General features: G+C 36.6%; 16 protein-coding genes and 1 pseudogene. 5 read left to right on the forward strand and 12 right to left on the reverse strand.

The window, feature by feature from the left end:
- Positions 1-51: 51 nt before the first annotated feature.
- Together DU508_RS13435 and DU508_RS13440 are read right to left on the reverse strand one after the other, a co-directional pair.
- Positions 52-1962, reverse strand: coding sequence for a T9SS type B sorting domain-containing protein (locus DU508_RS13435; protein ID WP_115403292.1), 1911 nt, complete (start codon positions 1960-1962; stop codon positions 52-54).
- Positions 1963-2025: 63 nt separating this feature from the next.
- Entirely contained in the window at positions 2026-3042 is a 1017-nt protein-coding gene (locus DU508_RS13440; RefSeq protein ID WP_115403293.1) for an acyl-CoA reductase, read from the reverse strand.
- A 79-nt stretch (positions 3043-3121) separates the two neighbouring features.
- On the opposite strand from DU508_RS13440, the gene DU508_RS13445 reads away from it, so the two are divergent.
- Positions 3122-3472 (forward strand): 4Fe-4S dicluster domain-containing protein, encoded by a 351-nt coding sequence (locus DU508_RS13445; RefSeq protein WP_115403294.1) that lies wholly within the window; start codon positions 3122-3124, stop codon positions 3470-3472.
- 66 nt (positions 3473-3538) lie between these two features.
- Here DU508_RS13445 and DU508_RS13450 read toward each other — a convergent pair whose 3' ends face one another.
- The gene (locus DU508_RS13450; protein ID WP_115403295.1) at positions 3539-4792 is read right to left on the reverse strand and encodes a serine hydrolase domain-containing protein; all 1254 of its coding nucleotides are present in this window, start codon (positions 4790-4792) and stop codon (positions 3539-3541) included.
- A gap of 21 nt (positions 4793-4813) precedes the next feature.
- Positions 4814-5263, reverse strand: coding sequence for a universal stress protein (locus DU508_RS13455; RefSeq protein ID WP_115403296.1), 450 nt, complete (start codon positions 5261-5263; stop codon positions 4814-4816).
- Between the two features lie 110 nt (positions 5264-5373).
- Here DU508_RS13455 and DU508_RS13460 point away from each other — a divergent pair, with 110 nt between their 5' ends.
- The 4 genes from DU508_RS13460 (at position 5374) to DU508_RS13475 (ending at position 12740) form a co-directional block, all read left to right on the forward strand.
- Positions 5374-6159, forward strand: coding sequence for a C40 family peptidase (locus tag DU508_RS13460; RefSeq protein ID WP_115403297.1), 786 nt, complete (start codon positions 5374-5376; stop codon positions 6157-6159).
- 38 nt (positions 6160-6197) lie between these two features.
- Entirely contained in the window at positions 6198-12002 is a 5805-nt protein-coding gene (locus DU508_RS13465) for an alpha-2-macroglobulin family protein (RefSeq protein WP_115403298.1), read from the forward strand.
- An 83-nt stretch (positions 12003-12085) separates the two neighbouring features.
- Positions 12086-12298, forward strand: a complete 213-nt coding sequence (locus DU508_RS13470; RefSeq protein ID WP_199562707.1) for a hypothetical protein — start codon at positions 12086-12088, stop codon at positions 12296-12298.
- A complete protein-coding gene (locus tag DU508_RS13475; RefSeq protein ID WP_115403299.1) occupies positions 12291-12740 on the forward strand; it encodes a nucleotidyltransferase in 450 nt (149 codons plus the stop codon). The genes DU508_RS13470 and DU508_RS13475 overlap by 8 nt, the downstream gene beginning before the upstream one ends.
- Here DU508_RS13475 and DU508_RS13480 read toward each other — a convergent pair.
- From DU508_RS13480 to hisC, 8 genes and pseudogenes are all read right to left on the reverse strand, one after another.
- Positions 12737-13636, reverse strand: a complete 900-nt coding sequence (locus tag DU508_RS13480; protein WP_115403300.1) for a WD40 repeat domain-containing protein — start codon at positions 13634-13636, stop codon at positions 12737-12739. The two genes, DU508_RS13475 and DU508_RS13480, sit on opposite strands and share 4 nt — an antisense overlap.
- Before the next feature lie 156 nt (positions 13637-13792).
- Positions 13793-14395, reverse strand: a complete 603-nt coding sequence (hisIE, locus tag DU508_RS13485) for a bifunctional phosphoribosyl-AMP cyclohydrolase/phosphoribosyl-ATP diphosphatase HisIE (protein WP_115403301.1) — start codon at positions 14393-14395, stop codon at positions 13793-13795.
- Positions 14396-14480: 85 nt separating this feature from the next.
- Positions 14481-15281, reverse strand: a complete 801-nt coding sequence (gene hisF / locus DU508_RS13490; protein ID WP_233509552.1) for an imidazole glycerol phosphate synthase subunit HisF — start codon at positions 15279-15281, stop codon at positions 14481-14483.
- 9 nt (positions 15282-15290) lie between these two features.
- A pseudogene (locus tag DU508_RS24110) lies at positions 15291-15710 on the reverse strand (endonuclease domain-containing protein); the annotation flags it as partial.
- A gap of 155 nt (positions 15711-15865) precedes the next feature.
- A complete protein-coding gene (hisA, locus tag DU508_RS13495) occupies positions 15866-16615 on the reverse strand; it encodes a 1-(5-phosphoribosyl)-5-[(5-phosphoribosylamino)methylideneamino]imidazole-4-carboxamide isomerase (protein ID WP_115403303.1) in 750 nt (249 codons plus the stop codon).
- 1 nt (position 16616) lies between these two features.
- The gene (gene hisH, locus DU508_RS13500; protein WP_115403304.1) at positions 16617-17210 is read right to left on the reverse strand and encodes an imidazole glycerol phosphate synthase subunit HisH; all 594 of its coding nucleotides are present in this window, start codon (positions 17208-17210) and stop codon (positions 16617-16619) included.
- 263 nt (positions 17211-17473) lie between these two features.
- The gene (hisB, locus tag DU508_RS13510) at positions 17474-18607 is read right to left on the reverse strand and encodes a bifunctional histidinol-phosphatase/imidazoleglycerol-phosphate dehydratase HisB (RefSeq protein ID WP_115403363.1); all 1134 of its coding nucleotides are present in this window, start codon (positions 18605-18607) and stop codon (positions 17474-17476) included.
- 4 nt (positions 18608-18611) lie between these two features.
- On the reverse strand, positions 18612-19652 hold the full coding sequence (gene hisC, locus DU508_RS13515) for a histidinol-phosphate transaminase (protein WP_115403306.1): 1041 nt from the start codon (positions 19650-19652) through the stop codon (positions 18612-18614).
- Positions 19653-19785 lie beyond the last annotated feature (133 nt).

Genomic DNA, 19785 nt, shown 5'->3' on the forward strand with positions numbered 1-19785 from the left:
TGCGTCCAAAAATAGCATTTCAAAACGATAAGAGAAAGTAAGAAGAGCTTTTTATCTGATCAGGTTAATCCAACCGGTAAAGATCTCAAAATCTTCATTAAAATAAACGCTGTAATAGTAAACAGCAGGAGGGAGATCTTTGCCATTCAACTTTCCATCCCAGGGTTTGAATGTTCCTGTGCTTTGATAAACGAGTTGCCCATTCCGGTTGAAGATTTTAACAATTGGATTTGGAAATGCATAAGCTGCCGGAATGTTCCAGGTGTCGTTAATGGCATCGCCATTTGGAGAAAACGTATTTGGAATAACTATTTTCGGATATACCTTGATAAAAACATCATCTGTTCCGGTTATGCAACCCAGTTTTGTCACTGCATGCAGGGTATAGGTAATATCGGTTGGTGGTGTTGCGGTTGGGGTTAAGCTTGTTGGGTCGTTAAGATAATTTGATGGAGTCCAGTAAAAATATTCATAATCGCCACTTACTTTCCCGTTCAGCTTTATGGATTGCCCGGCAAGGATTTTCTCATCCATTCCTGCATTTGCGACTGCATTTTTAATGACATTTACTTTAATATCGGCAAAATTTGTACAACCTCCGTTTGATACTGACACCCTATAAACTGTGGTTTCTGTTGGCGAAGCGATTGGGTTTGGAGATTTTGGATCAGACAAGCCCGTTGCAGGAGTCCACTGGTAATTACTTCCGCCAGATGCAGAAAGTGTAATTGCACTTCCTTCGCAAATAGTGGTTTCTGATATATTGGTGGTAACAACAATTGGATCTAAAACCGTTAAAGTTGTTGTTGCAGTGCTTGAACAACCATTGCCGGTTACAGTAACCACATAATCTCCGGCCATGGCTTTTGTGGCATTTGTAATTATTGGACTTTTTTCCGTTGATGAAAAATTCGGGCCCAACCAGCTGTAAGATGTGCCTCCACTGGCATTAAGTTGAATGGTTTGCCCGATACAAACCGGCCCGAAATTTTCTGCAACAGCCACCGGATAAGCATTTACGTTAATGGTAATGGGCGCAGATGCAACTCTGCAAATTACTGAATTAATGTTCTGAGCTTCTGCCGCAACTAATCGATATTGGTAAATGCCTTTTTGTGCATTGATGAACGTTGCCGTATATGTTGTGTTGGTTTCGCCTGAAACATCGGTCCAACCAGTGCCACTATTCGTTTGCCACTGGTATTTTGGGTTGGTGTAAACATTGTTTGAAACAGTGGCTTGTAAGATATAACTTCCACTTTGTCCTTCACATAAACTGGTATTTGTCACATCACTATCATTTATCTTTTGAGTGATGATTGGCCCACAGGCCCTAAAGGTAATATCATCCAAAGCGATATCATTACCAGTTCCACCTCTGCCCGAATTAATGATTTTGAGCACAAGATCGGTTTCATTTCCCGTGGTAAATGTTGTCGAATACCTAATCCAGGTTGGCGTTGTGGTTTCTGGAATGTCCTGTGTGGAGTAAGCTTTCAGAATTTGCCCGCTTTTAGTTTCGATTTGAAAAGTGATGTTGGGTTTTATGCCAGAATAATTCAGAATATTCATAATCCAGGCGGCAAACTCATATGTGGTTCCTGAGCATAATGGGGGTAGGGTAGCCTGATAGAAAATTCCTGGATTTGTGGATGCATTCACAATCATCATATAACCACTGGGGTCGTTAGGGGTGTGATTGGTTATTTGGTGCCAGCCCCTTTGTTCGTTATGCATCCCAAAAGTGTTTTTTGCAATGGTGTATTCTCCATCGTTTGGTGTACCGGTAACAAAGTTATAATTGGTAATTGAACCTAATGATTGTCCAAAATTTGCAGTTCCAGAGCCGAAATCAAAATTGATTACAGGATCTCCCAATGCGCCAGCACACTGTTGAGCAATTAGATTACCGCTATAAAAAGATAAAAATAGAAGTAAAAGTAATTTAAATGGATTTCGCATGGCTAAATGGCATTCAGCGAATATCCAAATAAAAAACTATAAAATAAGAAGTTATGAAATGTGTTAGGCCAAATTGTTCAGGAATTCAACCGTATTTACATTATCGGCATAATCCCAAAGTTTGGGGTGCTGGCTTTCGCCAAAAGCAAACGTGTTGGCGCTCAGATTTGCTTTAGTGATAATGCATTGAATATTTTCTGATTGAAGATTAAGCTTTTGATCCAAATCCTGAATATTTTCGTATTCCTCATAAAACAGCACCGCCAGGGGCGATGTTAAACTTTCATCCTCTTTCAGTAATAAAAAACCGTTGTCAAAGTGTTTAGCAGCATTAACCAGATAAATTGACTTGTTATAGTCGTAATTGTTTTGGTATTTGAAGTGGTTAATTACAGGGAGAAATTTCTCAATTCCTTCGTAAAAATTTGCTATGTCGTAACCTTTTGGGAAGTATATTTTTGAAACATTTCTACATCCTAAACCGAAATAATCAAAAATATCATGCCCGAGGTTTTCTATTTCCTCTTTAGATTCTGTACCATCTAAAACAGCAACGCTATTTCTGTTTTTTCTGATAATGTTTGGCACTTTACTAAAATAATAATCAAAATACCGGGATGAATTATTACTTCCTGTTGCAATTACGGCATCGAAATCTTTAAGTCTTTCTACGTATTCTATTCTATCTAAAAATGCTGGTTCAATGTTAATCAATTCAGTGATAACAGCTTTAATAAGTTTATCATCAGATGATGATAGTTTAACCAAAGCGATATTTCCTGTCGCCAGAACGCATAAAACATCATGAAAACCCACCATAGGGATGTTTCCGGCGAGGATTAGTCCAACCTTTTTGGGTGTTGATGTAAAGCTGATTGTTTTAAACCAATGGTCTATCTCAGCATCGTTCAACATCTCCGAAAAAGATAAAATAGATTTATTTATGTTTTCTAACGTAAACCATGCATTGCTGTTTTGAGCGATAGATAATGCATTTCCTAGTATGTCAGTAGGGTTTGTAAGCTTTCTTCCTAATTTCTTAAGCGCAATTATTATTTTTTCTTGAGTTAATGCTGACATATTTAGAATTATTATTAATTGATTATATCTTATATTTGCAGCTGCAAAGGTAAACTAAGCAAAAGAATTAGACGAAGACATGGCAATTAAAATAACAGATGAGTGTATAAACTGTGGGGCATGCGAGCCTGAATGCCCTAATAATGCAATTTACGATGCAGGAACTGCATGGCGTTTTTCTGATGGAACCAATTTGGAAGGAATTATCGATTTTGGAAACCAACAAATAGAGGCAGATGCGACTCAGGAGGCGATTTCTGATGAAGTTTATTATATCGTATCTGATAAATGTACTGAATGTAAAGGATTTCATGATGAGCCTCAATGTGCTGCGGTTTGTCCGGTAGATTGTTGCGTGGATGATGAAGATATCAGAGAAACAGAAGAGGAATTATTAGCTAAGAAAGCCTGGTTGCACCAGGAAGGATAGTTCATATAAGAAAAAATAATATGAATGAAAAGTCCCGATTTGTCGGGACTTTTTTTATGCCCTGAGTTATTGAACTGCCTGATAAATAAGCGATTTAAACTGATCACCCAATTGCCCATGAGAAAACGGCCATTGTTGAATGTAAATTTGTGCCACAATTTTCTTTTGCGGATCAACCCAATAAGTGGAACCGAAAAAACCTCCCCAACCAAAAGAACCCGCACTCTGCCCCAGTTTTTTACTACCCTTATCAGAAATGATTTCAAATCCTAAACCAAACTGGTTATCTCCAAAGGGTAAATTTCCAATTTGATTAATTGTCATAAGGTTTACGCTGCGTTTGGAAATTATCCTGTTCCCGTTATATTCGCCGCCGTTAAGTAGCATCTGTAGAAAAATACCATAATCTTTCGTGGTAGAAACTAAACCAGCCCCACCTGCGAAATAACCATTACCATTTATTGGATAATTAATTGTTGCGCCGGGAAAGGTTCCATCTATCCAGGGTTTAACTTCACGGGTTTTTGAATCTTCGGTATAAACTGACGCTAATCTGCCTTGTTTTTCTTTAGGTAAAGCAAAATAAGTGTCGTTCATGCCCAATGGATTGAAAATCTTTTCTCTAAAAAAGTCATCTAAGCTTAATCCGGATGCCACTTCAACCAGCCTGCCTAAAACATCCACACTCAAACTGTATTCCCATTTCTGCCCTGGTTGAGAAGAAAGCGGTAATTTGCCAAGTTTGTTGATATCGGTTTGTAATAACTTTTTATTGATCACAAAACCAGCTTCAATGCCTGCTTTAGCATAAATGGCATTCATTTCCGGCGATCCGATTTGTGCATAACCAAGTCCGGCGGTGTGGGTTAACAGATCGCGAATGGTAATTTCTCTTTTAGCAGGTTTAGTGGTGTATGAACTATCTTTGCTATTGAATTTATCTAAAACCTTTGGGTTTTTAAAAGCCGGAATGTATTTGGAAATCGGATCATCAAGTAAAAACTTTCCTTCATCAAAAAGCATCATCACGGCTACGCTGGTTACCGCTTTTGTTTGAGATGCTATTCTTAAAATATCATCGCTTTTAAACGGACGCCCGATTTGATTTCCGAATGCTTTATTATAAACTGTTTTTCCATCGAAAGAAATATTGGCAGTTATACCTTTAATCCAACCGCTATCCAGATATTGCTTGAAAAGATGATCTATTTTATTTAGTTCCTTTTCCGAAATGGAAAGTTTCGAATCTTTTGTTTGGGCAAAAGAAATCTTGAAAACTAATAAAAAAAGCAAAACAGGGGCATAGATTAGCTTTTTCATGTTGATTTTTTTTCTAATCAGCTAAACATCGCACTTGTTTGGAATAATTAAAACAGGGCAAGCAGATTTTCTGGCCACGTGTTCGGCAACACTTCCCATTAAAAAGTGATACAGGCCTGTTCTGCCATAAGTTCCGATCACGATTAAATCAGATCCCCACTCATCAGATTGTTGGATAATTCCATGTGCGGCCGTATCTACAATGCTTAAATAAGTGGTTTTAATGCCTTTTCCATATTTTGTTTCCATCTCTTTAAGCAGAATGTGACTATTTTCTTCACTGTTATCATAAGTTTCTAAAAACACAGGGGCCAACGTTAAATCGGGATTTACATTTGCAGGAATTGGTTCAATAATGTTAACCAATGCTACTTCTGCACCAAATTTTTCGGCCATGTCATAGCCAGCCTTGGCTGCTTTTTCTGAGCAAGTGCTATTATCAACAGCAATTAATATTTTTTTAAAATTCATATTGAGCAGATTTAATTGTGATCATATAAAAATAACAAAATTTGACCACAAAATGTTAGGCAATGGATGTAATTTATTAGTTTTACTAAATCTTTTACGAGCACATTTAAATGGAAAATCAATACGGCATTTGCAGAGTTGCTGTGGCATCTTTAAGAGCTGAACCATCCGACAGAGCAGAAATTGTTTCGCAATTATTATTTGGAGAACATGTTGAAATCATTCAAAAAGAAGATCGATGGTGGTTAATCCAAAATGGATATGATGGCTATCAGGGCTGGATGGATTTCAGACAGCTTGCCAATATCACTCAAAATCAGTTTACGGAATTGCATGATTGCAAATTGCTGGCTCCTTTGAGTTTTAATAATGTTTTAACCGCTGCTGATGGAAGTTTGTATCATTTAAGCCCGGCTAGTAATTTACCGTATTTAAAAGATGGGTATTGTTATGCAGGTAAAGAACAATTTAAACTTGGTTTCGATCCCTACAATAGCTCAGGCGCAGATTTTAAAGCCGATATTGAATCAACTGCCAAATTTTTTCAAAACATTCCTTATTTATGGGGTGGGCGAAATTTGTTTGGATTAGATTGCTCTGGTTTTGTGCAAACCGTTTTTAAAATGTTGAACATTAAATTAAACAGAGATGCTTCACAGCAGGCAGAACAAGGTGAATTAGTTGGCTTTTTAGCAGAATGCAAACCTGGTGACGTTGCTTTTTTTGATAATGCTGAAGGCAAAATCACTCATGTTGGAATTATGCTGAACCCGAATGAGATTATCCATTCATCAGCAAAGGTTAAAATAGACCCGATTGATGATCAGGGGATTTTTAACAGAGAGCTAGGTGTTTACAGCCATAAGCTGAGGATCATAAAGCGCTTTGTGGAATAAGTATTAAAGTTGCATCTTCATTGTAAAATCAATTTATAATGAAGATACTTTTAATGCTCAGCATCCTTTTTGTTTTCTCTTTTCAAAGTTTTGCGCAAAATAAACTTTCCCAAAGTAAAGATTCGGGCTACTTTACCTACATTTATAAAATCACTGAAAAGGAAACTGCTGAGATTGCCGGAAAAGGTAAATCTGGTTTCAATGAAAGTTTTCTTCATACACAGATTGATAGTTTCTTTACATCGAAGGGCTATAAAAAAGATCTTCCATTTGGCAATTACATTTATCTAAGTACAAACCAAAACAAGCTCAATTACTTTTATAAAGCTGTAAAAAATGTTGATCTCCAATTCATCAACAATTTAAAAGAATTTCAATTTTATTTAACAGATCAAAAAGGTAATTATATTAATGCCGATAAGGTCGAAATTGGCAATGGCAAAACGGTACATTTTGATCATCAGGCTAAACTCTATAAAGCCCCATTTCCAAAATCAGAAAGCTACATTAAGGTTAATTATCAAGGGGTTTCTAATTTTTTTACATTCGATTTAGATGAGGAAAAACCTTATAATTACAAAAAGAACTGGTCTTTTTTTAAAAAAGTGGCCTATTCATCGCCAATAAAATATACCTGGCTGCCTTTTAAAAAACTTTTTTCAAATGGTTATAATAATTCTAATAACCAACCCAAATACAAAGGTTTTATGGTTTTTAGCAAGCCAAAGTACAAGCCTTTAGATACCGTTAAGTTTAAAGCTTATGTTTTAACCACAAAAGGAAAAATAATAAGGGATAAAATATTGCAGGTAAAACTTTACGGTAACAACAAAGATAAAATTCTCACTAGTTTAAAACCTTATCACGATGGTGGGTACGAATATCAGTTTGTTTTGGCCGATAGTTTGAATCTTCGGCTGGACAGAAGTTATCAGATTTCGTTAACTGAAAAAGTGAAAAATAAAGACCAGAATGTTATCTCCGCAAGCTTTTATTATGAAGAATATGAATTGAAATCGTTGAATTTTGCAGTGCGTACCGATAAAGAAAAGCACCAGATTGGTTCGCCGGTTACGGTATTCATGAAAGCTACAGATGAAAATGAACTGGCCGCTCCTGATGGTAGAGTGAAAATTACTGCACTAACCAGTAATGTAGGTTTATTTGGCGATAAAAAGGTGTTCGTTGCAGATACACTTTGGGAAAAGGAAATAAATTTAGATCCGGTAGGAGAAACAAAACTGATTTTGCCCGATAGTATTTTTCCAAAGGCAAGTTTGAATTTTTCGTTAAAATTCGATTTCCGAAATAGCAATAACGAAAGCCGGTCAGAAACAAAATATTTATCATTCGCATTTCAAAAGGAGTTAAAAACATTAACAGAAATTATATCATCTTTAAAAAAAGACAGCATCTATGTTGATTATCGTGTAAATGATAAACCGGAAAAAAGAAAGGCGAAAATTATTTCGTTCTCGAAAGAGGATGTCGAACTAGATACTTTGCATGTAGAATTGCCTTTGGCCATAAAAATAGATTACAAGGCCGATCACTACCTGGTAGAGACAGATAATGGAGTGAAAAACCACATCTTCATGTCAGATTTTAAACCAAACTTAAGTATTGGTGCGATGCAAAATCGAGATTCACTTCGTGTAGTAATAGATAATGAACATAAAGTGCCCTTTTGGTATACCATTTTTTCTGGCAACAAAATTTTTCACAAAGGTTTTACCAATGCCCTGGATACCACTTTTAGACACACAAACACAAAGGCAGCTCACATCAGAATAAATTATTATTGGGATGAGAAAGAGGTTAATCAAGAGGTTAGCGCGTTTTATAACCCTGGTTTGTTAAATGTAAAACTGCTTGCGCCGGATATGGTTTACCCAGGCCAGAGTGTAAACATGCTGGTGAAAGTAACAGATTTGGAGAACAAGCCTGTCGCCAATACCGATTTAACCGCTTATGCCATAACCGCTAAATTTAAAAACGATTATGCACTATCTATACCAGGCTTTGGTAAAAGTTATTTTGCCCGTAAGAAAAAGGATATTCAATTTGAGTCTGAAAATATTTATTTGAGTGAATCTACACAGGTAAATTGGCAAAAATGGGGTAAAAAGCTTGGTCTTGATACCATTGAATATTATAAGTTTACACATCCAAATCCGGTATATTCCATTTACGAATCGGCCAATGATACCACCACTCAAATTGCGCCTTTTGTAATTTCTGATGGAGTTATAGTGCCTGTCAATATTGTTTATATTGATGAAATTCCGGTGTTTTTTAGTCAGGCAGAACAGCTTTCGAGGTATTCTTTTAAGGTAAAACCTGGCATACATGATATCAGATTGCGAACCTACAATAAGATTGTTTCCATTTCTGGTTTTAATGTCCCGAAAGGAAAAAAAACGATAGTAAGCATTTCGGCCGATGCCACCAGTAATTCGACAAGCATTGTTAAAGAAGCGCCCAGTACACTAACTACTTATGAAAGTGAGCTGTTGAATAAATATATGCTTAAGGTAAAAAATAATTTTAATGGCGAAAAAACGATTCTTAAAGCCGATACCACTGATGTTTTATTGAATGTTCCTCCTAATATATCAACCAATAAAGATTTACTGATTGGACCGCTTAAAGAAAATTATCTCGAATTAAAAACCAAAGACTTTTCTCAGGATTTTATTAAGGAGCCTGGTTATACTTACACTTTTACCAAAGGATTGATTAAACAGAAATCTTATGATAACCAGTATGCGTTTAATCCTGGTTTATCAAAATCTGCAGGTATAAATACAGATTATAAACAATACATTTTAAAGAAAAATGAAATAGACAGCATTTGGAATGATTATCTTGATTTAAGGAGTTACAGTACGCAGCTTTTCCAAAATCGAAACTCAAGTTTAATAAATACTGGTAAGTTAAGTTTTGAGCTCGATACTGCATTTACCAAACGCTTGCCATACATCAAAAATATTGTTATTTATAAGCCTGGCGAACCAGATTTTATCCAGATATATGCCGGTAACAACTCCTACTGGCCACCGTTGGCAGCTGGGAATTACCGGATCATGTTTTTGTTAAAGGATAACAGATATTTTTCAGCAGAAGAGGTTAAAATCAAAGCCAATGGAGTTAATTATTATAAATGGGATAAATTTAAAATATCGGCAGCTGATGATTTCAGCATCAGGTTAGATGGTTACATTAAGAGCATAAAAAGCAATGGCGGCTATTATCCAACTGCTAAAATAGCTGCCGAAGTAGTGGAGACCTTCAATGATAAAAATTTCGATTTCAGTACGCTTAAAGGCGAAATGAAGGGAAGAATAATTGCCGAGGATGACCAACTGGCTTTGCCAGGTGTAATGATTAAAATTGTAGGATTAAATATTTCCACAAGTACCAATGCAAATGGAAATTTTTCGATTAAAATTCCTGCCAATGGTAAGATAACGATCTCATATATAGGTTATGAAACCATTACTATGTCTGCCCGCGATGGCAATGTTGGCGATGTGAAATTGAAACCAAGCCATAATTTTTTGAATGAGGTAGTGGTAGTAGGTTACGGCGAAACTGTAAGAAAAGAGAATTTAACAGCCAGTTCAATGGTTGTAATGGAGCAAACTTTGTCAGGAAGTGTTGCCGGATTGAGCATTACCAACGGAAATATGATTCGCATTAGAGGTACAGCTTCTTTATCTGGCACCGAAAAACCCATTATTATTGTTGATGGTGTTCCGTTTTCTGGAGATATTACTTCACTTGGCGCAGATGATATTGCCAATATAAATGTATTAAAAGGAGCCGATGCAACTGCTATTTATGGTTCAAGGGCTGCAAATGGTGTTATCATCATTAAAACCAAAAAAGGAAATACTGCGGTTAATGCAACTGGAGAATTGATAGCACAACAGCAAACCATGCGCACAAATTTTTCTGATGAAGGCTTTTGGCAACCTAAATTAATAACTGATGAAACCGGAACGGCAAAGTTTTCTGTGAAGTTTCCTGATGATATTACCAACTGGAAAGCAAGAGTAATTGCGATAAATGGCAAAAAACAATCTGGCTTAACCGAAACCTTTATAAAATCTTTTAAATCGCTCAGTGCGAATTTTGTTTCGCCATTGTTTGCTGTTCAGGGCGATAGCATAAATGTGATTGGAAAACTGATGAATTATACGCCGTTTGAGGAAAAGGTAAATCGAAAATTCAGTTACAATGGCTTGGAGATGCGAAATTCAATTATCGACTTTAAAAATGCCCACATTGATACCATTACCGTTGCAGCAAATGGAAAAGATAGTTTGAATTTTGAGTATACCCTGAAACAAGAGAATGGTTATTTTGATGGAGAAATTCGAAAGATCCCGGTTTTTGAGCAAGGTGCGAAAGAAACAAAGGGTTATTTCTCGGCGTTACTTCGTGATACTGCAATTACCTACAATTTCGATAAAAATTTAGGTAAAGTTACTTTAAGAGCAGAATCATCAATATTCCCAACGCTTTTAGATGAAATGACCAAATTACGCAATTATGAATATTTATGCAATGAACAACTGGCTTCGAAGTTAAAGTCATTGTTGTTGGAAAAAGAGGTTCGCAAATATTTGAATCAACCTTTTACACATGAAAAGGATATTTTATTTATCATTAAAAAATTGCAGCAAACAAGGAAACCAGAGGGAACATGGGCTTGGTGGCAAAATGGCGAAGAGCAAATCTGGATTAGTTTACATGTGGTTGATGCGCTATTGAAGGCAGAAAAGCTAGGCTATAAAATTGATTTAAATAAGCAAATTTTATATTCTTATTTAGTGAAAAAACTTACTGATGAGTATAACTATGAGCAAATTCAAACGATTAAGCTGTTACACTTATTGGATAATAAACATTACATCAAAGATTGGGTTTTAGCATTCGAAAAAAGGAAAACCTTACAAAAAGCCAATTTGTATGAAACTTTGGAGCTAATGGAATTAAAGCAAATTGCTGGTATTAAAGTGAATACAGATTCGCTTTTGAAGATTAAAAAACAAACCATGTTTGGCAATTTTTATTGGGGAGAAGATAACACACGATTCTGGAATAACAGTATTCAAAATACTTTACTGGCTTATAAAGTTTTGAGAAACCAGGGAAAACATGAAAGTGAGTTGGAGAAAATTGCTTTGTATTTTCTTGAGCAGCGAAAAGATGGGCAGTGGCGAAATACCTTTGAGTCATCGTTAATTTTAGAAACCATTTTACCGGAATTATTGATCGAAAATAAAAATGCAGAACCCTCATCAATGAAGTTGAACGAAGAAATTGTTTCTACTTTTCCCTATGATCGGGTGTTGGAAAATACCAGCTCGGTAAAACTAGTTAAAAATGGAAAAATGCCAGTTTACTTTACGGCTTTTCAGCAATTTCAAAACCCTGCACCAGAGAAGGTGAGTAAAGATTTTACGGTTAACACTTCTTTCATTCAAAATGGTAGCGTTGTAAAGAAATTGAAAGCAGGGAATTTGACAACGCTAAAAGTAGAAGTAGAGGTTCGGGCTGATGCTGACTATGTGATGATTGAAATTCCTATTCCGGCAGGCTGTAGTTATGAAAACAAAAAACAAAATTTTTGGGGCGTGGAAACTCACAGAGAGTATTTTAAAAACAAAACATCTATTTTCTGTACGAAATTGAAACAAGGAAAATATGCTTTTACTATCGATTTAATGCCGCGTTATTCGGGGTCATACGTATTGAATCCGGCAAAAGCGGAAATGATGTATTTTCCTGTGTTTTATGGTAGAGAAGGAATGAAAAAGATAGGAATAAATTAAAATAATTATAGCATACTTACTTAAGGGAAATATGGGTTTTTGCCGTGTTTTTAGCTATATTTGTTTAGTAAAAAATGATAATTATGACGCCTAAAGTAAGAAAAATGGCAATGGTTGTTAATAAAGTGAAAATGGAAGATGAGGACGAACTTGATGTGCTTTTTTGGCTTAATCAGCCAATTTCAGAACGTTTAAAAACAGTGGTATCTCTAAGAAAACATTATTTTACCTGGTTGAATGGCTCATTCCCTGAAAATATAGCAAAGGTTGTAAATAGAAGAAAATTTAATGTTTGAACAGGATTTTATTGACTTTATTGAATTGCTAAATAAACATGAGGCCGATTATATGGTAATTGGAGCACACGCTTTAGCTTATCATGGCAGACCTCGTCATACCGGAGATTTAGATATCTGGATTAATCCATCTGATGAAAATGCGGAAAGAATGCTTAAAGTTATTGGGGATTTTGGTTTTGCATCATTAGGATTAAAAAAAGAAGATTTCTTAAATGATGGTTATGTTACTCAATTGGGCTATCCGCCGCTTAGAATTGATATTTTAAATGCAATTTCCGGAGTACAATTTGAAGAAGCCTTTAACAATAGAATTAATGCAGATGTAGATGGCTTATCTATAAATTTTATAAACATTGATGATTTTATAGTGAATAAACAAGCGTCAGGTAGAAAAAAAGATTTAGGTGATATTGCTGCTCTAAAACGTAAAAAAAACTAAAGTTCCATTTCCCAAACCATAACCTGCCTGTCATCACCGGTAGAAATTAAATATTTTCCATCATTACTCCATATTATTTTATTGATAGAATGCGTATGGCCAATCCCTGCTTTCTCTAAACTTAAAATTTTATAAAGCTTGAAATTTTCGGCATCCCATAATTTAATACTTTTATCCTGACTGCTTGTTGCAAAATAAGGTAGAGCAGGATGGAAAGCAATATCATAAACGGTAAACATGTGTGCAGGAATGGTTTGTCTCAATTCATATGCAGGTAAATTCCAGATTTTCAGTTGCGCATCTCTACTGCCCGAAATAAGATATTCTCCTGTTGGATGATAAGCTAAAGCGGTAACAGGAAGCGAATGGCCTTCCAGATTTTGTTTTAAACTATAATCTGCGAGGTTGTAAATTTTGATCAAATGATCTTTGCAGCCAAAAGCAACCTCAGTTTCATCGGGAGAAATCGCGATAGCCCGAACAGTATCGTAAGCTGCCTGAAAACGATAAATCTCTTTAAAATCACCGAGCGACCAAACAGCCACCGTTCCATCTTCGCCGGTGGTTAGCAATTCGTTTTTACTTTTTACCGTTTGAATATTGAAAATGGGTTTGGTATGCGCACTGATTCTGATGATTACTTTTTGTTCAATTAAATCATACACACTGAAAGCTCCGCTACGTTCTCCAACAAATAGTTGATTATTGTGATAATGTAAATAATAAACGGAGCTTTGTACAGGCATTTTAACCTTAATAAAAGCCATTTTATCCAACGACCATTCTACTACGCCTTTATCATTCCCGGCACTAAAGAACGTTTCTGCTTTATTCGAACTAGCTAAAGCATAAACAGGATTTTGATGACCAGAAAAGGTTTGTAAGTGTTTAAGCATTTGTAAGATTGATTTAGGGTGTAAGGTTAGGGTTTAGGGTATAAGGTTTAGTGTGTAAAGTTCGGTATAATAACGGACACCCGCGATCTTCTACCTTAATTGGCTTGGGATAGTACCCTACACCTTCCGCCTTATACCTTCCACCTTAATTCCGCCCTACCTATGCCTTTTCTCTAAATTTTTAGCAATATCATGAATAGACAAACCTTTTTCTTTCAATAAAAATAGTAAATGGAATACTAAATCTGATGCTTCTCCAATTAATTCTTCTTCGCTTTCAGCAAGGGCGGCAATTACAGTTTCAACACCTTCCTCACCAACTTTTTGAGCGATTTTATTCAAGCCCTTGCTGCGCATCTTGTTGATGTATGAACCTTCAACTGGATTCTCATATCGATCTGTGATAATATTCTCCAGTTCAAAAATAAAGTTTTGATTGAATTCTGTTTTGAAACAGCTGCGGCTACCGGTATGACAAGTTGGGCCAACAGCATCTGCCTTGATTAAAATGGTATCGTTATCGCAATCAACAAACAATTCTTTAACATAAAGGAAGTTGTTGCTGGTTTCTCCTTTAGTCCACAGGCGATTTTTTGAACGTGAAAAGAACGTTACTTTGCCCTCTGCCTGTGTTTTTTCCAAAGCTTCAGCATTCATGTAACCGAGCATTAAAACCTCTAAAGTTTTGTAATCCTGAATAATTACAGGGAGTAAGCCTGCCGTTTTATCCCAATCAAGAGATGATGTGTTGATGTTCATTTTTATTATATTTCCGTCATTGCGAGGCAAGAAGCAATCTTTCTCGCTAATAGATTGCTTCTTGTCTCGAATGACGCGTGTACTACTATATCCTTACCGGAATATTATTTCTTTTTAACTCCTGCTTTAAATCAGGTATCAGGATTTCGCCATAGTGAAACACCGATGCCGCAAGTGCTGCATCAACATTCGCTTTTTGAAAAACCTCGGTAAAATGTTCCATGTTACCTGCGCCACCCGATGCAATAATTGGAATGTTGATCATTTGGTTCACTTTATGGAGTAACCTGCAATCAAAACCTGCTTTTGTACCATCGTGATCCATTGAAGTGAGAAGAATTTCTCCTGCACCTAAATCTTCCGCTTGTTTAATCCAATTTTCGGTTTCAAGTTCAGTGATTAATCTTCCGCCGTTTAAGTGGACCATATTTTTCCCGCCAACATATTTAGTATCTACCGCTAAAACCACAAACTGAACCCCAAAAGCTTTTGCCAGATCTTCAATTAATTTAGGATTCCTGACCGCTGCAGAATTAATGCTGATTTTATCTGCACCAGCATTTAATAATGCCTCAGCATCGGCAATTTCCGTTATTCCGCCACCAATGGTAAATGGAATATTTAGCTGGCGGGCAACTGATTTAACCATTTCGATCATCGTTTTACGACGTTCATGTGTGGCAGTGATATCCAGGAAAACCAATTCATCAGCACCTTGCTGCGCATATTGGGCAGCCAGTTCAACAGGATCGCCCGCATCACGCAAATCAACAAAATTTACGCCTTTCACCGTGCGACCGTCTTTAACATCTAAACAAGGGATTATTCGTTTTGATAAACCCCCTCCGCCCCCTAAAGGGGGAACTGCAAATTGCTGAGCATGCATGGCTTCCTTTATTTTGTCCAAAACCTGATTTAAATTTTTATGAAGCTCATTATTCTTAAATCTGATTACTTTTATTCCAAGACTATTTAATATCGCAGTTCTTTCATCATCACTAATTTTCGCCTCTGGCTTATTGTGAATACCGCCATCTAATTCTATAACGAGCTTTTTCTCATGGCAATAAAAGTCGGCTATAAAAAAAGAAATTGGATGTTGTCTTCGAAATTTTACCCCTAGCTTTTTCTCTTTTATATGTTCCCATAATAGGCTTTCAGAATCAGTAAGTGTATTTCTTAATTGTTTAGCATTTTCGAAAATGATATTCGATGCGCCATAAAACATATTTGGTTCGTTGACTTGTAAAAAATCGAGATCATTTTTAGTTAAGTCCCAACTGCCTAAAGGGGGCTTTTCCTTTCTGTCTTTCATGTCATGTTTGAATAAGGATGCCTATTTATTTGCTTTGTAATTATTCATTGGCATTTCCATCTTAGTTCTTTTTTTGTTCCGAACTACGCTTTGTAATTTTTTACGTTCGCTATTTCCACCTTGCTATTAGCTCCCCCTTTAGGGGGCTGGGGGGGTTATATGCTTGACAAAGCTTTCAAATTCCATTCTTTAATCTCTTCGATGGTGATTCTATCCTCATAAATCGCTTTTCCAACCACCACACTTCTAATCGGATATTTGGCTAACTCATCAATATCTTCCATTGAGCTTACGCCACCTGAGGCAATCAGTTTAATCATTGGAGAATGTTCAAGCAGTTTTTTATACAGTTCAATGGCAGCGCCGCCTAATTTTCCATCTTTACTGATATCTGTACATAAGAAGCGGAAGAAACCTAAAGCCAGGCATTTATCAACATAATCCATTAATTTTATTGGAGAACTTTCCATCCAGCCCGAATATTTAATTACTTCATCCAAAACATCAATGGCAATTACGATGCGGTTTGCATAGTTATCTTTTTTGGCAAAAGCTTCACTTAATTGCTGCAAAAAATCGGGATTGGTAATGGCCTGAGTGCCTACAATAACACGGTGGATACCTGCATCAAGTAAATTGGTTACTTGCTCAATGGTCCTGATTCCACCACCATACTGTACTTTCATTTCGGTTTTCTTAATGATTTCAAAAAGTGATTTCTGGTTGCTGAAATCGCCTTTAGCGCCATTTAAATCAATAATGTGGATGAAATCTGTTCCGTTTGACCGGTATTTTTCTATCATCTCGGCGATAGAAACGTCATATTCAGTTTTTTGGTTATAATCGCCTTCACGCAGGCGAACAACCTTTCCATCCAAAATATCAATAGCAGGTATTATGTACATTTTATAGGCTTAAGTTTGAAAAATTTTTTAATATCTGTTCGCCAGCTTTGCCCGATTTTTCAGGGTGAAACTGAACGCCATAAAAGTTGTCTTTTTGTACCGCTGCCGAAAACTTTAGTCCGTAGTTGGCAGAGGCAATGTCAAAAGTAGGGTTATATTCAATAAAGTACGAATGAACAAAGTAAAATTGTGCATTATCTTCAACACCTTCGAATAGCGAATTGTTTTTATGCTGAACGGCATTCCATCCCATGTGTGGGATTTTGATATTCAACGACTTATCGAATTTTTTAGTCTTTACCGGAACAATGTCTAATAACACCGCATCGCCTTCTTCCGAATGCCTGGTAATCAGTTGCATACCTACACAAATTCCCAAAACTGGTTTTTCTAATGCTTTGATAGCGCTAACCAATCCGGTGTGTTTTAATTTTTCCATCGCCGCGCCGGCATGACCAACCCCCGGGATGATGATATGGCTGTATGCTTCCAAATCGGCCTCAGTATTGACCATGCCATAAGACAAGTTTAAGCGGCCTAATGCTGCGGTTAAAGAAAAAATATTGCCAGCTCCGTAATTTACTATTCCAATCATATTTTATAATCTGATTCTTTTATTTTAAAAAGGTTTGAAAATGAATGTCAGTTTTTCAAAGGTTCTGTAGTCCCGCTATTCGTTTCAAAGTTTTTATTTGCAGCAACCCTAAAAGTGCTGTCATGCTGAGGTACGAAGCATCTGCAACCGATGAAACAGATTCTTCGTGCCTCAGAATGACAGGAATAAAAAACTTTCCACTACTATCGGGTTTATTTAACAATGTTTGTGCATCTAAACCCTCCGCCTTAAACCTTTCTACCTTAAAGCATTCCTTTCGTGCTTGGCAACACCATTTTCTCTGCATCACGCTTTATGGCCATTTTAATCGCTTTCGCAAATGCCTTAAAGATCGCTTCAATTTTGTGATGTTCGTTGTCGCCTTCGGCTTTAACATTCAAATTGCATTTTGCAGCATCGCTGAACGACTTAAAGAAGTGGTAAAACATTTCTGTAGGCATATCGCCAACTTTCTCCCGTTTAAATTCAGCATCCCAAACAATCCAGTTTCTGCCACCGAAATCAATGGCGACCTGCGCCAGGCAATCATCCATCGGCAAACAAAAACCGTAACGCTCAATGCCTAGCTTGTTCCCTAATCCTTTAGCAAAAGCCTCGCCAAGGGCAATTCCCGTATCTTCAATGGTATGATGTTCATCAATATGTAAATCGCCTTTCGCAATAATTTCCAAATCCACACTTCCGTGCCTGGCAATTTGATCCAGCATGTGATCGAAGAAGTCTAAACCCGTTTCGATTTTGGCTTTACCCGTTCCATCCAGATCTAAATTGATGGTGATATCCGTTTCGTTGGTTTTACGAACATGGTTGATTTTTCTACTGCCTGCTTTAAGCAGATTGTAAATATCTTCCCATTTTTGTGTTTCTAAAATAATCACATCAGATAGGGTTTCGTATTTATCCAAAGCCTCGGTAGAGCCTAATGCATCGTTCTGACGAAGAAAAATGGCCTTTGCGCCTAAATTTTTTGCCAGAACCACATCATTTAATCTGTCGCCAATCACATAAGAGTTTTTTAGATCGTAATCTTCACTAAAATACTTTGTTAACAAAGCCGTGCCTGGTTTCCGGGTAGGAGCGTTATCTTTTGCGAAAGTTCTGTCAATAACTATCTCACTAAAATTTACACCTTCGCCTGCAAAAGTATTGAGCATGAAATTATGAACCGGCCAGAAATTTTCTTCAGGATTTGAAGGCGTTCCCAATCCATCCTGGTTGGTAACCATTACTAATTCATAATCCATTTCGGCTGCGATTTTTGAAAGATAATAAAGTGAGCGGGGATAAAATTTTAACTTCGCAAAACTATCTACCTGTTCGTCATCAGGCTCAATATTTAAAGTGCCGTCACGGTCTATAAATAATACTTTCTTCATCATTTTAAAATTTTTTCAGAATGGTTAACAGCTTATCATTTTCTTCTTTGGTACCTACGGTAATTCTCAGGCAACCCTCACATAAAATAACTTTCGAACGGTCGCGAACAATAATTCCCTCTTCTACTAAAGTATCATAAATTTTAGTTGCATCGGTAACCTCCGTTAATATAAAATTTGCATCCGATGGATAAACTTTTGTGACGATATTCAGGCTACTTAACTCAACAGAAAGCCGCTCTCTTTCTGCAACGGATTCTTTGATCCAGGCGTTAACCTGAGCGATGTTTTTTAATGCCTCAAAAGCTAAATCCTGCGTGGCCTGATTGATGTTATAAGGCGGCTTGATTTTGTTCAAAACATCGATCACTTTTCTCGATGAAAATGCCATTCCCAAACGCAAAGCCGCAAGCCCCCAGGCCTTAGAAAAAGTTTGCAAAACCACTAAGTTTGCATACTCGGTCAACTCCTGTATAAAGGTTTTCTGGCGGGCATAATTGATGTAAGCTTCATCAACCACAACAATGCCATTAAAGTTGGTTAAAATGGTTTCAATATCTTCACGATTGATCGAGTTTCCTGTTGGATTATTTGGCGAACAAATGAAGATTAATTTTGTGTTTTTATCAATCGTTTCTGCAATCTTTTCCAGGTCTAACTGGAAGTTCGGCAACAAGCTCACTTTACGAATTTCCACATCATTTATATTTGCCGAAACCTCGTACATTCCATAAGTTGGAGGAAGTACAATTACATTGTCTTTTCCTGGATTACAAAAGGCCCGAAACAATAAATCAATTGCTTCATCACTTCCGTTTCCTAAAAAAGTATTTTCAATCGGCACGCCCTTTATTTTGCTGATCGCATCCTTTAAATCCAGCTGCAACGGATCTGGATAGCGGTTGTAATTGGCGGGTAGGGGAGAACCATAACTGTTCTCGTTGGCATCTAAAAATACTGATGCCTGCCCTTTAAACTCATCTCTTGCAGTAGAGTAAGGTTTAAGGTTTTTTATATTTTCTCTAACTAAATTGTTAATGTCCATTTTTTAAGGTAAAAGGTAAAAGGTAAAGGTAAAAGGGATGGGCATATATTGCCTTAACCTTCTACATTATTCCTTTCCACTATGTTTATTTTTGCTCTTTTCTTTTTTGTAATTTATCTTCTGACTCCCGACT

This window comes from Pedobacter chinensis, assembly GCF_003339865.1.
GTDB classification, from domain to species: domain Bacteria; phylum Bacteroidota; class Bacteroidia; order Sphingobacteriales; family Sphingobacteriaceae; genus Pedobacter; species Pedobacter chinensis.

Coding starts and splice junctions, on each gene's coding strand:
- DU508_RS13435 (WP_115403292.1), bottom strand. CDS start 1,962: ATGCGAAATCCATTTAAATTACTTTTACTTCTATTTTTATCTTTTTAT.
- DU508_RS13440 (WP_115403293.1), bottom strand. CDS start 3,042: ATGTCAGCATTAACTCAAGAAAAAATAATAATTGCGCTTAAGAAATTA.
- DU508_RS13445 (WP_115403294.1), top strand. CDS start 3,122: ATGGCAATTAAAATAACAGATGAGTGTATAAACTGTGGGGCATGCGAG.
- DU508_RS13450 (WP_115403295.1), bottom strand. CDS start 4,792: ATGAAAAAGCTAATCTATGCCCCTGTTTTGCTTTTTTTATTAGTTTTC.
- DU508_RS13455 (WP_115403296.1), bottom strand. CDS start 5,263: ATGAATTTTAAAAAAATATTAATTGCTGTTGATAATAGCACTTGCTCA.
- DU508_RS13460 (WP_115403297.1), top strand. CDS start 5,374: ATGGAAAATCAATACGGCATTTGCAGAGTTGCTGTGGCATCTTTAAGA.
- DU508_RS13465 (WP_115403298.1), top strand. CDS start 6,198: ATGAAGATACTTTTAATGCTCAGCATCCTTTTTGTTTTCTCTTTTCAA.
- DU508_RS13470 (WP_199562707.1), top strand. CDS start 12,086: ATGACGCCTAAAGTAAGAAAAATGGCAATGGTTGTTAATAAAGTGAAA.
- DU508_RS13475 (WP_115403299.1), top strand. CDS start 12,291: ATGTTTGAACAGGATTTTATTGACTTTATTGAATTGCTAAATAAACAT.
- DU508_RS13480 (WP_115403300.1), bottom strand. CDS start 13,636: ATGCTTAAACACTTACAAACCTTTTCTGGTCATCAAAATCCTGTTTAT.
- hisIE (WP_115403301.1), bottom strand. CDS start 14,395: ATGAACATCAACACATCATCTCTTGATTGGGATAAAACGGCAGGCTTA.
- hisF (WP_233509552.1), bottom strand. CDS start 15,281: ATGCATGCTCAGCAATTTGCAGTTCCCCCTTTAGGGGGCGGAGGGGGT.
- hisA (WP_115403303.1), bottom strand. CDS start 16,615: ATGTACATAATACCTGCTATTGATATTTTGGATGGAAAGGTTGTTCGC.
- hisH (WP_115403304.1), bottom strand. CDS start 17,210: ATGATTGGAATAGTAAATTACGGAGCTGGCAATATTTTTTCTTTAACC.
- hisB (WP_115403363.1), bottom strand. CDS start 18,607: ATGAAGAAAGTATTATTTATAGACCGTGACGGCACTTTAAATATTGAG.
- hisC (WP_115403306.1), bottom strand. CDS start 19,652: ATGGACATTAACAATTTAGTTAGAGAAAATATAAAAAACCTTAAACCT.